The sequence below is a fragment of the Streptococcus sp. AS14 genome (assembly GCF_000286495.1).
Lineage (GTDB): Bacteria > Bacillota > Bacilli > Lactobacillales > Streptococcaceae > Streptococcus > Streptococcus sanguinis_P.
The window spans coordinates 102253-116827 of sequence record NZ_ALKI01000013.1 but is presented as its reverse complement, the minus strand read 5'-3'; the positions used below and the strand labels follow the sequence as shown (position 1 = coordinate 116827).

Sequence of the window (14575 nt, the reverse complement as noted above, 5' to 3'; positions counted from 1 at the left end):
TTTGAAAATTGTTGCTATTTTTTTAAAAAAGGGTCAACTGTTCTCCTTCAATATCTGTTTCTGTTTCGCTTTCTATTTCTCCTAATTCAGAAATAAATTCTTTATCTTTTTTCCTATAAACGAGCTCTAAAAATTTTTTAGGACTTCGAATTGAATCGTTTAATAAGGAATTCTTAGCCAGATATAAAAATATTGAGCAAGCCTCAGCCTGGCAATTTATAGATTTGTTTGGATTAAAATTTATATCTGTAAAAGCATCGTATTGAAGAATGAAATTAGATAATTCTGTATTTTGAAATAACGCATTTACGTATAACCAGTTATAAAAATAAGTACGTGGTAGCAGAGGAAATTTTACTCCTAAAAAATCGAATTCAATTAATTTATCATTTACCTCAATTGAGCGAACTTGTCTCTTTACTGCCTTGGCATCCAAATCCAAATCTTGATTTACACGTCCATAATTCTTAAACACTTTAGAAGACTGAAATAAAGATTCTACAGAGTATTTATTACCATTACGCAATGTAAGTTGAAGATTAAAGGCACTACATTCTTTCCCAAACTCTTCTTCAGAAGCAGTGGAAACTTCTAATACTTTTAAATTCCCAAATTTTTCTTTGAATTCTTTGTGAAGCGAATGTATAGATCTTTGTTTTTGCGAAACTGAGAAACCCGGATACCAATTGAATTTTATATTCTCTTTTTTAAAACTGTTTGAACTTGATTCATATATATAGACAAATCTCTCTGCCATTCTACTCCTCCAATTCATATAATTTTAACACTTTTCCTTGCATAATACTGTATGCTGAATTTCTCTTAAACCATTCATGAGAGTAATATATTTTTAAATTCCTTAGTTCTATCTGACACAACTTTAATCTTAACACTTCATCCCTAGCTTGCTTTTTGCTACTAAAAACCAAACCTATTATTTTATCTTTCGGAATCATATCTGGAGATAAAACTTCTGCTTGATTATTGGTTGGTATATTAGGTAACATTGAGACACTACGATTAAGCCCTAGAACCTCTGTATTAAATAACTCCATAAACTTTTGGCTCCCTTTACCTATATGAGCACCTCTGTTTTTTGCAGCATTGACAGGACAAAAATATGTCTCTTCGTTAATTATACTAGGAGAAATTAGCAAGACAACCCAATCATTCAAAAGCGATTCTTTTTCTTTTTCAATTGATTTTTCAAAAAAGAAAAAGTTTGGATACTCTACGGAAAGACATATCAATTCAGGGCGATTATCATAACGATGAATATCATTTAATTTCAAAAACTTGCATTCAGAGTCTCTAATCGCTTTATTAGAAATAATACCATTAGCCTCCTCATCACCAGTTCCTAATATATAAGGAAGATTGGAAGACTTTGTAAAATGGCAAAGACGAGTTATGCCTTTTTTAAAAACAATTTCTTGATTCACATTAACCTTCCCCTATCCACCAAGATAAAAATTCATATCATAGTTTTGATATGTTAAAGCCAAATTAGTAGTTGCCCTAGTAATTGCAACATATAATTGTTTTGCAACTTCATTATTTTCATTATCTTCAAGATTGCTATAATCTTCTATGTATTTGCTTTTATCTATATCAAGTACTAAGACATTATCAAATTCTAAACCTTTGACTTGATTAATAGTATAAAGTTCAACATGATTATCTAAGTCCAGAACCTTTAAAATTTTTGCTATAGTTTTAAAAGAAGTTGGATCCATTAGAATAATTCCGTTGCTACCTATTTTATTCGTAAAAAAACTCGAAATAATGTTTTTATATACTTCAAAACTATTAGCCTGTTGTAATTGTGGTATTTCTCCATCTCTTCTAGACGAAACTCGGCTAATTTTTTCATCCTCTTCTTCCGTTATAAAGCCTTTTTCAATCAATATATTTGCCAAATTACTAATTTGTTTTGTATTCCTATAATTTTTAACAAAAGTCTCTTTGGATATATTATTGACACCTAATTGTTTAAAGGAAATCTTAGTTCCTAAAATTTGTTGAGCATAATCCCCTAATAAAATACAAGCTCCATTTTCCTTAGTTAAATAGGTTAAAGATTGTATCTTCGCTTTATCCATATCTTGAAATTCGTCTATAATTAAGAAATCAAACTTATCTTTATCCGGTATACGCTCCTTTCTCTCCTCTAATTTCCAAGAAATATCATCATAATCAAAATATTTAGGTGGATTCAATTGACTTCTATAATATTTATACCCTTTAAATATCCTATAAACTAACTCTCTCTCCTCTCCTTTGTTAACTGGATTTTTTCGTCCCCTTCCTGTTCTTTCAAGTTCTTGATATTCTTCTTCCGTTTTAACCATCATTCCTTGCAGCCAGGAAATCTCTTCTTTAAAAAAATCTATTTCTCTATTAAGAATTCTGCTGTCAGTATACTTTTCTATTTCTGCCAGTTTTTTTATAGAATCGTTTATACATTTTTCCTTTTCATTAACTTTTATAAAATCTAAACATTTTATTTCGTTGCCTGAATTTAATTTTCTTAACGTATTCCAAACTAGGCTATGGTATGTTGTAACAGAAATATTTCTTGGGACTTGAATCTGCAAATTCTGACATAATTGTGGTAAATGTTGTGTTTTAATTTGCTCAATAATAGGTTTATTGAAGCAAACAATCCCTATTTTTTTACTTGGATACTTTATAGCTAAATAGACTGATTTATATAAAGCCACCAAGGATTTTCCGCTTCCAGCGGCACCTAGAATAACCAAATTTTTTTCATCTGGCAAATAAAGAATTTTTGTTTGTTCTCCCGTTAGTTTCTTCATTATATCCCCCTAAACTATCATGATATTACAAAGCAAACTATTTCCTATTAGAATCACATCTTCTCTTCCAATTTAACATCTGGATATTTGTCCGCGAACCAGCGCAAGGCAAAGTCATTTTCAAAGAGGAAGACAGGCTGATCAAAGCGGTCTTTGGCTAGGATGTTACGGCTAGAAGACATACGCTCGTCCAGGTCATCTGGTGAAATCCAACGGACAGTCTTTTTGCCCATAGGATTCATGACCACTTCAGCATTGTATTCATTTTCCATGCGGTGCTTGAAGACCTCAAACTGAAGTTGACCGACAGCGCCCAGCATGTACTCGCCCGTCTGGTAGTTGGTATAAAGCTGGATGGCTCCCTCTTGCACCAGCTGTTCAATCCCCTTGTGGAAGGATTTTTGCTTCATGACATTCTTAGCTGAAACCTTCATAAAGATCTCTGGAGTAAAGGTTGGCAGAGGCTCAAATTCAAACTTATTCTTGCCTACAGTCAAGGTATCACCGACCTGATAAGTCCCCGTATCATAAACCCCGATAATATCACCAGCCACAGCATTGGTCACATTCTCACGACTCTCAGCCATAAACTGGGTAACATTAGATAGCTTGGCAGACTTGCCAGTGCGAGGCAGGTTGACACTCATACCGCGCTCGAACTCGCCAGAAACGATACGGACAAAGGCGATACGGTCGCGGTGGCGCGGGTCCATATTAGCCTGAATTTTAAAGACAAAGCCTGAAAAGTCTGGGCTGAGTGGCTCGACTACCTCGCCATCAGTCTTCTTATGGCCATGCGGTTCCGGAGCAAACTTAAGGAAGGTTTCCAGGAAAGTCTGGACGCCAAAGTTGGTCAGGGCTGAGCCAAAGAAAACAGGTGTCAGCTTGCCAGCCAAAATTGCTTCTTCTGAGAATTCATTTCCAGCTTCGCTCAAGAGCTCAATATCTTCTTTGACCTGCTCATAAAAAGGATTGGAAGCAAAAAGTTGGTCACCTTCTGCCAGAGTTGCAAAGCGCTCCTCACCCTTATAAAGCTCCAGCCGCTCATTGTAGAGGTCATAAAGACCTTCAAAGCTCTTCCCCATCCCAATCGGCCAATTCATCGGGTAGCTGGCAATACCCAAAATCTCTTCCAGTTCTTCTAGCAAGTCCAAGGGCTCGCGACCGTCACGATCCAGCTTGTTCATAAAAGTGAAGACTGGAATGCCACGATGCTTGACAACCTCAAAGAGCTTCTTGGTCTGGGCCTCAATACCCTTAGCAGAGTCAATAACCATAACCGCAGCATCCACCGCCATCAAGGTCCGATAAGTATCTTCTGAGAAGTCCTCGTGCCCTGGTGTATCCAGGATATTGACCCGCTTGCCATCGTAGTCAAACTGCATGACAGAGGAAGTCACTGAAATCCCCCGCTGTTTCTCGATATCCATCCAGTCAGACTTGGCAAAATTACCCGTCTTTTTCCCCTTGACTGTCCCAGCTTCACGAATCTCGCCTCCGAAGTAGAGCAACTGCTCCGTGATGGTCGTCTTCCCCGCGTCCGGGTGGGAGATAATGGCAAAGGTCCGGCGTTTCTTAATTTCTTCTTGTAAAGTCATTTTCTTCTCTTTCTTTTATTTAGGATAATGGTGAATCTTAGTATTTTTTTATTTTACATCGGAGTATTCCAATCCTTTCAACCTACCTATTATAGCGGATTTAGCGCTTTTTTTCAATGATCTAAAGAAGATAAAAATCGCCCTTTCGAGCGATTCTATTCTCCTATGTCAATGAAATTTCCTTTAAAATCTTACAATGACACTGTTAAAGAGGAAAATTGTAAAGATGAAGATTAAACCCAGTAAATAGAGCAGGCGTTTTTCTGATTTCCAGTTCTTCTTTCTCTTCAGCTGTCATGGAAAAAATGGCCTTATTCCGTTTCAAGAGATAGAGGATCAAGCCATCCGCCAGTTGTTAAGAAAGCCTAAAATTTGGGATGTTTCATTCCGCTAATAAAATCGTCTAGTTGAACTAGCTTAAAGAGTTGATAGACAAACCGTCCATTTGTTACTAGAAGCAAGGCAAGTCATGATAAAACTGAAAACTCCTGCCACATTAAATTGACAGGAGCTACAAATTCGAAGTGAACTAACTGCGGACCAGACTCAACTGCTTTTTCCACCGTTTCTTAAACAATATATCAAAAAGAACCAGAGCCAGAGAAAGGATGACCGACACAAGAAGATACTTTATCCATAGGGGGGCATCAGGGATGAAAGGCGGACTTTTTAGCAGACCGTAATTACCTCCCGTCACTTGATTAACGCCGACTAGGAAAAGATTGAGCCCAAAGGTGTAGGCTACAATCATGTATTTCTTGAGCAGGCTCTTGTCGTAGTGATTCATCAGATAAATCAAGGAATTAACCAAGAGGGCATAGTGGCCAATCAGGAAAGAAAAGCTGGTAATATGTGGGAAATCATAGGGGTCAAAGACTGGATAGCCCAAGGCAAAGACCGCTCCGCTGGCTCCTAATAGAGCAAAATACTGCTTACTGCGCCATTTGTCTGGCAGAAAGACCACCGCAAACATAGCTAGGCGGCAATGATAAAAAGGCAAGCTGTTGGTAAAGGGAATCCGAAAACCAAAATACCAGCTATAAAGCATCAGCAGCTGAGCAATCTGAATCCACTTAAAAGCCTTGACAAAACGCGGATTATCATGGTATTTGAGCGAGCTCCAAATAGACAGCAAGACCAGAGCAATCATCACAGCATACCATAAAATCGAGATAGGCGGTGCCACCGTTTTTGTCGTAGTTAAAAAATCTTCCATAAATCCTCCATGAGATAATTAAGTTAGGGTGACTGTCTTGGTTTGCTCCACGCGCTTAAAAATTTCAGAAACCAAGCTGACTGCTGCACTTAAGACGATTGATACAAGCAGATAATTGAGCAGGAGTCCGTGATTGCCAACAAGCGGCGGATCTGTAAGAAATCCATAAGAACCCTTTGTCAACATATTGATAACGAGCAAAAAAGCATTCATCAGAAAGGTCGTCCACACCACTCGCTTCCAGCTCATAGAGAAAGTATGATAATATCTGAAAAGATAAATCAAACAATTTCCCAAGAGCGCTAGATGTCCAATGATAAAGGACAAAATAGTGATATGGGGAAAAGGATAGGGATCAAAAATCGGATAGATAAAGGCTACAATCGAGCCAAAAGTCCCCAAAAGTGCAAAATAAAATTTATACACTGAGCGATTAGGCAGAAACATCAAGGCAAACATAGCCATTCTGCAATGATAAAAAGGCAGACTCTCAGACAGCGGGGCAGCAGTCAGCATATACCAAGAGTAGAGGCCTATCAGCTGACAAGCTTGCATCCCGACAAATAGCTGCTGGTAAGGCTTCCGATTGTAGTAGCGATAGGAAAGCCAGATAATCGCAAAGACCAGCCCCAAAAGAACAAAATACCAAAGTCCCAGTTGAGGCGGTTCGGTTTTATAGGTTGTAAACATATCTCTTATTCCCATCTCCTAGGCTCCCATTCTAATATAAGGTTTGAACAAGGCTGAGTTTGCCTGTTTTTGCAATAATTTCTAGCTTTTTCAGACAAAAAGTATCCCAGAAACTTACTTCACTAATCCAAATACTGTTCTCTATCTCCTTGATAAATCTCCCAAAGGATTTCCAACTGTTCTTTTGTCGTCCGCTTAGAGGATAATTCTGGTAAAGATTGGATATCAAAGAAAGCTAACTCTTCTATTTCTGTATTAGGCTGAAAATCTCCATCCTCTATCTGACACTCGAAGACTAGTTTAGCATATTGCTTACTCTGAAATTGAAATTTATTAGTATCAAAGATTGCAAGCAGACGAGAAACTGAAGCATTAAATCCCGTTTCTTCTTGGACTTCCTTGACGATATTTGCCTTAGGAGATAGTCCGACTTCACAAAAGCCGCCAGGTAAAGCCCAAGTTTTCTCATTTTTACCCTTGACCAAACAGATTTTTCCGTCTCGAACCAGTACAGCTCGGACATCAATCAAAGGAGTGGCATAAAAATCCGTTGGGCGCAACAGCTCTGCCAATTCTTTCCCATCCAAATCTGACCAATCAGCCAGGAGGTGTCCCAAAAGCTGACGGAGTTCTAAGTAACGTTCTCGATCAAATTCATCACAACTAAATGCTAGACCTGTCTCTGTAATAGAAAGGAGACGTTGAATGGTTTTTGCAATTTCTTTAGTTTCCATCTTCCAAGTCCTCTACCAGCTTAGCCAGATTCATAGAATTGCTGCCTTTAAGAAGGATTTGGTCGGCAGGAGTCAGCTTGTCTCTGACCGCTTTGGTCAGCTGTTCAAACTGGTCTTTCTCGTCATTTTTGCTAAAGTAATGGACCTTGCCTGGCGGGTAGATTTCCTTGGCATAGTCATAGAGGGCTTCCATGTCCTGTCCATAGAGGAAAAGGTCGGTCACAATTTCTGGATTGAGACTGGTAATCATAGAGCCGTGCATGGACTTAGAGTCCGCTCCCAGCTCTTTCATATCCGCCAGCACTGCCAATTTTCGTCCGCCTGGATTAGCCGGAATGGTCGAGAAAGTCTCAAGAATCAAGCGCATGGCTGTTGGATTGGCATTGTAGACATCCGATAGGATATCTGCGCCATTGCCAGCTTTCTTCCACTCCGTTCGATTGCGGGTCAGCTCCAGCTCAGAAAAGGCTTGAGCAATAGCCGCCTCAGATACACCCTCCTGCAGAGCTGCATAGGCTGCAATCATGGCATTGGTCGCATTGTACTTACCGGTCACAGGCAGATCAATCCTTTGCCCTAAAAAGTTACATTTAAAGCTCAAGCTGTCCTTGCGCTCTTCCAGACGCGTCAGGAAGATATCCGCATCAGGACCAAAGCGAACCAGTTTGCAGTCTGCTGGCAGAAATTCATTGACAATCTTATCCGCCGGCACGATCAAGAGACCATCTTTTCTCAAACCGTCCGCAATCTGCATCTTGCCTTGGGCAATCTCAGCTCGGCTGCCGAAAAATTCCAGATGGGCTTCTCCGACCAGAGTTACAATGCCTGTCTTAGGTTTGGCAAGTTCAGACAGGAGATGGATATCGCCCAAGTGGTCCTGCCCCATTTCTAAGACAAGTTTCTCTGTGTCCTCAGGCATGTGAAGAACCGTGTAAGGCAGACCGATTTCGTTATTGTAATTACCTTGTGTCTTATAGGTCTTGTAGCTGGTTGCTAGTAGCTGAGCCAGCATATCCTTAGTTGTCGTTTTACCGTTGGAGCCTGTCACCGCCAGCACATCCACCTGCATCTTTTCCAGATAATACTGAGCCAAGCGCTGAAAGTCCGTCAGGACATCATCGACCAAGATATAAGCCCCCTCTGCCACTGGACGCTCAGATAGGGTGGCAGCAGCTCTCTGGGCAAAGGCTGTTGGGATAAATTCGTGGCCATCACGCGCCCCCTTGAGTGGCACAAAAAGGTCACCCGACTCAATCAAACGGCTGTCAAACTCAGCATTTCTAATCGCAACATTTTCAAACTGAGTCACATCATTTTTCGCAGATAGGACTTCTGCTATTTCATATAAATCTAATTTCATACTTCTTCCTCGTTTTTCGGTTTGCTCACAAAAAGAAAGGACCGAAAATTTTCAGCCCCTCTATTATATCATATTTTAGAGAAGATGCGCCTCTCTCTTGGCAAATGCCTCTTCAGCTAGGCCAACTAGTTTCTCAATCAAGTCAGGATAGGCCAGCCCCATATTTTCCCAAAGCAATGGATACATAGACCACTGGGTAAAACCTGGCATGGTATTGAGCTCATTAAGGAAGACCTGACCATCTTCTGCATAGAAGAAATCACAGCGGGACAGCCCCAGACCGCCCAGAGCTCGGAAAGCGGCCTCTGCATTTTGACGCATCAGGCTCACCACTTCTTCTGGAATCTTGGCCGGAATATCCATAGTAATTTTATTATCAATGTATTTGGCTTCGTAGTCATAAAAGGCTACGTCCTTGACGACTTCTCCGGGCAGGGTACTCTTGACATCAACATTGCCCAGAAGCCCAACCTCAATCTCGCGAGCCGTCACTCCTTGTTCGACCAGTACCCGGCTGTCATATTTGAAAGCCAGGTCCAGAGAAGCACGCAGTTCTGCTCGGTTCTCCGATTTAGAAATGCCGACACTGGAGCCCATATTGGAAGGTTTGGTGAAGACTGGATAGGTCAATTTCTCCTCGATTTCCTGGATTTTTTGCTCTAGATCCTCTCCATCGACCAGCGCCACATAAGGCACTTGGGCAATGCCTGCCGATTCCAGCACTCGCTTGGTCGTAATTTTATCCATAGCCAGGCCAGAAGATAAAATATTACAGCCGACATAAGGCATTTTGAGCACTTCTAGGAAGCCTTGAATAGAACCATCTTCGCCCATGGGACCATGCAGGACCGGAAAGACCACTGCTCCATCTTCGTAAATATCGCTGGGCTTGATCTTCTGAGATATATCAACTGTGGCATTAGTCATCAACTTCTCATCAGCCGCCGGCTTTGCTTCAAATTCCTGAGTTTGGATAAAATCTCCGTTCTTGGTGATGAAGTAAGTCTTCACCGAGAATCTATCATAATTGACAGCCCGCATGACGCTCTCAGCTGATAAAACTGAAACTTCCCGCTCTGCACTGCGTCCGCCATACAATAAAATCAATCTTTGTTTTGCCATGATTTTTCCTATCATTTTCTAAAAATAGTACGATTTACAAAAGCTGCCAGCCCGAGAAGAATCAGGCTCAAAAGCTTGGTTTTGCATCTACCTAGCCGGTCAATTCTTTCAAGCAGAAGCTTCTGTATCAGTCCGTTTTAGTATATCACAATTCCCAGCATTTTTGAACAGAAAAAAGGACTCTTCCAGCCAGCTAGAGCCAGAAAAATCCTTGACGTTTACAATTCCGTTCGATTTTCGATAGCGCGAATCAGCGTAACCTCATCCGCATACTCAATATCGGAGCCAACCGCCAAACCACGCGCTAGGCGAGTCACCTTAATCCCAGCAGGTTTCAAGACCCGTGAAATATACATGGAAGTCGCTTCGCCATCCGCTGTCGCATTGGTCGCGACGATAACCTCCGTCACCTCACTATCCATCAGACGAGTGATTAGACTCTTGAGATTGATATCATCCGGTCCAACGCCGTTCATAGGTGAAATCAAGCCATGCAAGACATGATAAAGTCCATGGTATTCCTGGATATTTTCCATGGCTGACACATCCCGGCTGTCCTCAACAATCAAAATAGTTGATTGATCGCGCGACTGGTCTTGGCAGATTGCACAAGGGTCTTCGTCCGTCAGGTTGCCGCAGACAGAGCAGTAGCTCAGTTCACGCTTAGCAGCCAGCAGGTTCTTGGCAAATTCATTGACATCATCATCACTCATGCCAATAGTGTAAAAAGCCAGTCGAGTGGCTGTTTTGATGCCAATGCCGGGCAGCTTTGAAAAACTGTCAATCAGCTTGGCAATAGGGGTTGGGTAAAGCATAAAATCCTTTCTCTATTCTCAAAAAATCTCCTCAAACCAGATTGCTCTACTTGAGCACTGACAGCTCTTAGCTTTCTCCGTTTGCTGATGATTTTCATTGAGCACTAATTCATAGGGTGTTGTTGATTGTAAAGATTAATAATATCGCGAGTGATACTGTGGCTGACAGTAGAAGATAGGTCCGTATTGTGAGGGAACACCACCGCCACCGCAATCTGCGGCTTCTCACTCGGTGCATAGGACACGACATTGGTATTGATGGCTTCTTTCTTGCCCTTGTCCACAAAGGTCTCAGCCGTACCAGTCTTGGCACTGATTGGCACGCTCTCTCCCTGAGAAATGGTCCGGCCAGTCGTAAAGCCACTGCTGCCATGAACCACTTGATAGAAGCCTTGCTTGATAATGCTCATATCCTCGTCAGAGATATTAACCTGGTTCAGCTCCTTGGTGTCAATTTTCTGCACCAAATCACCGAGTCCTCCTTGGTCACTGTTGCCGTAAATGCCTTCAACAATATGCGGAGCTATACGCTTGCCGTTATTAGCTACTGTTGAGGCATACTGAGCCAGCTGAAGCGTCGTATAGTTGTCAAACTGGCCGAAAGAATTGGTCAGATAGTTGGCAAAGGTAAACTTGTCTGGAAGATAGCCTGTGGACTCATTTGGCAGGTCAATCCCTGTCGAAGTGCCCAGACCATATTCTGCAAAAGTCGACCGCAGCTTTTTCATGGACGGATCTAGCTCATCAAAATCCAGTTTCATATCCGCTGAGTAAGGCGTTCCCATCATCTTCAGCGCCACCTGCACCATATAGGTATTGGAAGAGTATTCCAAAGCCTCTTGTGCTGTGATAGCACGTGAACCATACTGGGTGAACCAAGAAGTGATACTGTCCGTACCCCCAAAGCTAATCGGCTGGTCTGTCAGGACTTGGTTGCCGCTAATGGCGTTATTCTCCCAGCCCGAGGTCAATGTTGCAGCCTTGACCACAGATCCCGGAACAAAGACATTAGTCATGGTCCCCAGAGCATCGACTGAGCTTTCTCCCGTTTCCAGATCGTGCCGGATGCCTGCCATAGCCAAGACAGCGCCGGTATTTGGATCCATAGCTACAGCATAGACACCCTCAGAATAAGTCGCATTGCCACTAGCCAACTCTGCATTAAAGGCGTTTTTGAGAATGTCCTCCACTCCCTGCTGGAAGCTCAAATCCACCGTCAGCTTGAGATTGTCGCCCTTGCTGCCGTCAGAGATATTTTCCACACTCTCCATATTACCATTTTTGTCCAGATGAATCTCTTTCTCAGCTCGCTTGCCTTGCAGGACTGACTCATACTGCTTTTCCAGATAGGAGGTCCCCACCCGGTCATTGAGGGAGTAGCCTTTTTTCAGGTAATCATCCACTTCCTCAGCCGGAAGTCCAGTCTTTTCTGTCGAGATATTACCCACGATAGAAGCCAGTGAGGTATCCAAGACCTTGCGATCCCAGCCCGTTGAGACACTGATACCTGGCAGCTCCTTGCTGCTGGAAGCCAATACAGCCACCTGCTCTGTTGTCAGTGCATCTGTCTGGATGGTCCCCGTTGCAAAGTTGGAAATTGCATTCATCTGACTAAAGAGAACGATGGCCTTCTTTTCCTCATCCGTATAGCCCAGCTGCTTAGGGTCAATGCTCTCAGCTGCCGCCTTATAGATTTTGGATTCAGGCAGGCGGTTGCCATCTGTATCAAATTTCTTGTCCTTGGGCAGCTTTTCTACTACTTCCTGATAGACTGCGCTGTCCGCCAAATAATAATCCACCTCTTGGCGGTCTGTCACCTCTGTATCGCTGACACTGACATAGGTCAGGAGCTTTTGAGCTGTGGCCCGAATCTCCCCAGCTGTCAGCCGGTTATCCCGTGTATAGGTCACCACCTGCTTGGTCGTATTTTCCACCAAGGGCTTGCCAGTAGCATCATAAATCTGCCCACGCACTGAGCTAGTGGTAATCTTGGTCTTGCTGGCCTTGGCCAACTTATCCGTGTAAAAGTCCTGATTGACCACCTGCATATAGCCTAGACGGGCAATCAAGGCTAAAAACAAAAGCATCACGATTCCAAACAGCAGATAAAGCCTTCTGGTGATGGAATGACTGTCAAATTTTCTCTTCTTCCTTGCCATTTTCTCTCTCATTCTAGTAAAAGTTCTGACCTTTATTTTACCATAAATCCAGCTCGATGAATGTTTCAAAACTGATAGAAAATCTGAAAATATGGACGAGTTAAAAGAAAGTCTGTCAGACCACTGAACCGACAAGACTTGCTAGCCAAGCTTACAGAAAGTCTTGTTCTTCCTCTCTGGAAAAGCAAAGAACCTGAGAATAATCTCAGATTCCTTTAAGCTTATTTTCCAAGGTAGTATTCTTTTACTACGTTCAATTTTTCGTCAAATTCGAATACCAATGGTGGGAAGTTTGGAATTTCCACATCCATGATTTCATCGTCAGACAATTGTTTGATGTGCTTCACAAGGGCACGGATAGAGTTACCGTGTGCACCTACAAAGACATTTTTGCCATCTTTCAAAGCTGGAGCAATCTTGTCTTCCCAGAATGGAAGGGCACGCTCAAGCGTAACTTTCAAGTTTTCAGCATCTGGAATTACTGAGTCGTCAAGTGAAGCATAACGACGGTCAGTGTGTGCTGAGTATTCATCATCACGTGGCATTGCTGGAGGCAATACATCGTATGAACGACGCCAGATATGCACTTGCTCATCACCAAATTGCTCAGCTGCTTCTGCCTTGTTTTTACCAGTCAGACCGCCATAGTGACGCTCGTTCAAACGCCATGATTTTTCAACTGGTACCCAAAGCTGATCAGCCGCTTCCAAAGCAAGGTTAGTTGTCTTAATCGCACGCTTCAAAACTGAAGTGTAAGCTTGGTCAAACTCGATACCAGCTTCCTTAATCAGTTTACCAGCGTCGATTGCTTGCTGTGTACCTTTTTCAGACAAGTCAACATCAGCCCAACCAGTGAAAAGGTTAGCTTTGTTCCATTCAGACTCACCGTGGCGAGCAAAAACTAATTTTACCATTAGATGGATTCTCCTTTTATTTTCCGAGGCAGTCCCCGTTTATCTATTCTATTTTACAAAATTTTCGCCTAAAAAGCTAGCCTATTTCGTCAAATCAGACGTTTTTCAGCAAGAAAGCGCTTTTGTATTTCCTAGCAGAAACCTTTGCCTTAGCACCCGCCAGACAGATAAGCCTCATTAGCTTCCTTAAGCCACCAAGTCCGTCTCCTGTCTATCAGTTGATGAATGGCCAACAAGCCTGCTACTATCCAGTTACAAAGCATATTGACAAAGACAAAGAGCTCTACTCCCTTAGTCTGCTGGGCGGGAGTTAGCTGAATTTGCTTGACAATCAACGATTCTCCTTCCATTTCGTAAAACTTAGGCATATAAGCACTTAATAAGATGATAACAAAGATAAAGAGAGTAAGCTGAACTGGCCAAGAATAAAGAATTTTATGAAAATGCTCAATCCTCAAAGAGAAGGTAAAAAATCGCTTAACACGCTCTCTTGCTACAAAAAGGATAAATAAGGGAATGTAGCCAAAAAGTGTCACACTAAATAAGGTGGGATTATGAGAACTAGAAGGAATAAATCTACTAAATCCATAGTCGCCTGTCCATAGAAACCAGCCACCTATAACCTGTGGCAACCAATAAGATAGAATGATAATAAGCAGTGTTGAAGTAATCCCAATTTTGACACTCCATACTCGCTTCACTTTTTGATAAATCAGATAAAGACGTGAGCGATCCACACTGTTTTGAGGAAGATTTTTCTTTATTAGCTTGCTGCAAGAGGGACAAATGGGATAGCCAGCCTCATCCTCAAAGAGAAGATGTCGGCATTCAAAAAAAGGAGATTCTTCGCCGTCTGGCAATTCATCCAACCATTTCTTTCTCCACCAGAACATAAGACCTCCTAAAAATCTAACCTACCCACAAAGTAATACTCCTTAAAGATTTCAATACTACAGACTTATGACAAATTTATCTATATTGTAAATCCTTCAGAACTCTTTGAATCTCTTTGTACAAGGCTTTATTCTGCTTTCATTATATCAAAAGAGAATTGGCCTGTAAAATAATAGCATAAGTATATAAGGGGTTGTGCTCCAAATATCTGATCTTGCTAAGTGCTATACTTGACTAGATACCAATGTCTCTAA

At 41.8% G+C, this 14575-nt stretch carries 13 protein-coding genes; all 13 read right to left on the bottom strand.

The window, feature by feature from the left end; translation table 11 throughout:
* Positions 1-22 precede the first annotated feature (22 nt).
* Complete coding sequence (locus HMPREF1150_RS04635) at positions 23-757, bottom strand: hypothetical protein (RefSeq protein WP_009659887.1); 735 nt, start codon at positions 755-757, stop codon at positions 23-25.
* Position 758: 1 nt separating this feature from the next.
* A complete protein-coding gene (locus HMPREF1150_RS04640) occupies positions 759-1442 on the bottom strand; it encodes a DarT ssDNA thymidine ADP-ribosyltransferase family protein (protein ID WP_002907015.1) in 684 nt (227 codons plus the stop codon).
* Between the two features lie 12 nt (positions 1443-1454).
* Positions 1455-2819 (bottom strand): UvrD-helicase domain-containing protein, encoded by a 1365-nt coding sequence (locus tag HMPREF1150_RS04645; RefSeq protein ID WP_002907016.1) that lies wholly within the window; start codon positions 2817-2819, stop codon positions 1455-1457.
* Positions 2820-2872: 53 nt separating this feature from the next.
* Positions 2873-4417, bottom strand: a complete 1545-nt coding sequence (locus HMPREF1150_RS04650; RefSeq protein WP_002915665.1) for a peptide chain release factor 3 — start codon at positions 4415-4417, stop codon at positions 2873-2875.
* 529 nt (positions 4418-4946) lie between these two features.
* Positions 4947-5633 carry a TIGR02206 family membrane protein gene (locus HMPREF1150_RS04655; protein ID WP_009659869.1) on the bottom strand — a complete coding sequence of 229 codons (687 nt, stop codon included), beginning with the start codon at positions 5631-5633 and terminating at the stop codon, positions 4947-4949.
* A gap of 18 nt (positions 5634-5651) precedes the next feature.
* Positions 5652-6338, bottom strand: coding sequence for a TIGR02206 family membrane protein (locus tag HMPREF1150_RS04660; RefSeq protein WP_032905505.1), 687 nt, complete (start codon positions 6336-6338; stop codon positions 5652-5654).
* Between the two features lie 107 nt (positions 6339-6445).
* Positions 6446-7057, bottom strand: coding sequence for an NUDIX hydrolase N-terminal domain-containing protein (locus HMPREF1150_RS04665; protein WP_009659904.1), 612 nt, complete (start codon positions 7055-7057; stop codon positions 6446-6448).
* The gene (gene murF / locus HMPREF1150_RS04670) at positions 7047-8417 is read right to left on the bottom strand and encodes a UDP-N-acetylmuramoyl-tripeptide--D-alanyl-D-alanine ligase (RefSeq protein WP_009659973.1); all 1371 of its coding nucleotides are present in this window, start codon (positions 8415-8417) and stop codon (positions 7047-7049) included. Before murF ends, HMPREF1150_RS04665 begins: the two co-directional genes overlap by 11 nt.
* Positions 8418-8492: 75 nt before the next feature.
* Positions 8493-9539 (bottom strand): D-alanine--D-alanine ligase, encoded by a 1047-nt coding sequence (locus tag HMPREF1150_RS04675; protein ID WP_009659926.1) that lies wholly within the window; start codon positions 9537-9539, stop codon positions 8493-8495.
* 218 nt (positions 9540-9757) lie between these two features.
* Entirely contained in the window at positions 9758-10354 is a 597-nt protein-coding gene (recR, locus tag HMPREF1150_RS04680) for a recombination mediator RecR (RefSeq protein ID WP_002897999.1), read from the bottom strand.
* Positions 10355-10458: 104 nt separating this feature from the next.
* On the bottom strand, positions 10459-12525 hold the full coding sequence (gene pbp2b, locus HMPREF1150_RS04685; RefSeq protein WP_032905503.1) for a penicillin-binding protein PBP2B: 2067 nt from the start codon (positions 12523-12525) through the stop codon (positions 10459-10461).
* 209 nt (positions 12526-12734) lie between these two features.
* Complete coding sequence (locus tag HMPREF1150_RS04690; protein ID WP_002896114.1) at positions 12735-13427, bottom strand: phosphoglycerate mutase; 693 nt, start codon at positions 13425-13427, stop codon at positions 12735-12737.
* 149 nt (positions 13428-13576) lie between these two features.
* Entirely contained in the window at positions 13577-14320 is a 744-nt protein-coding gene (locus tag HMPREF1150_RS04695; protein ID WP_009659913.1) for a hypothetical protein, read from the bottom strand.
* Positions 14321-14575 lie beyond the last annotated feature (255 nt).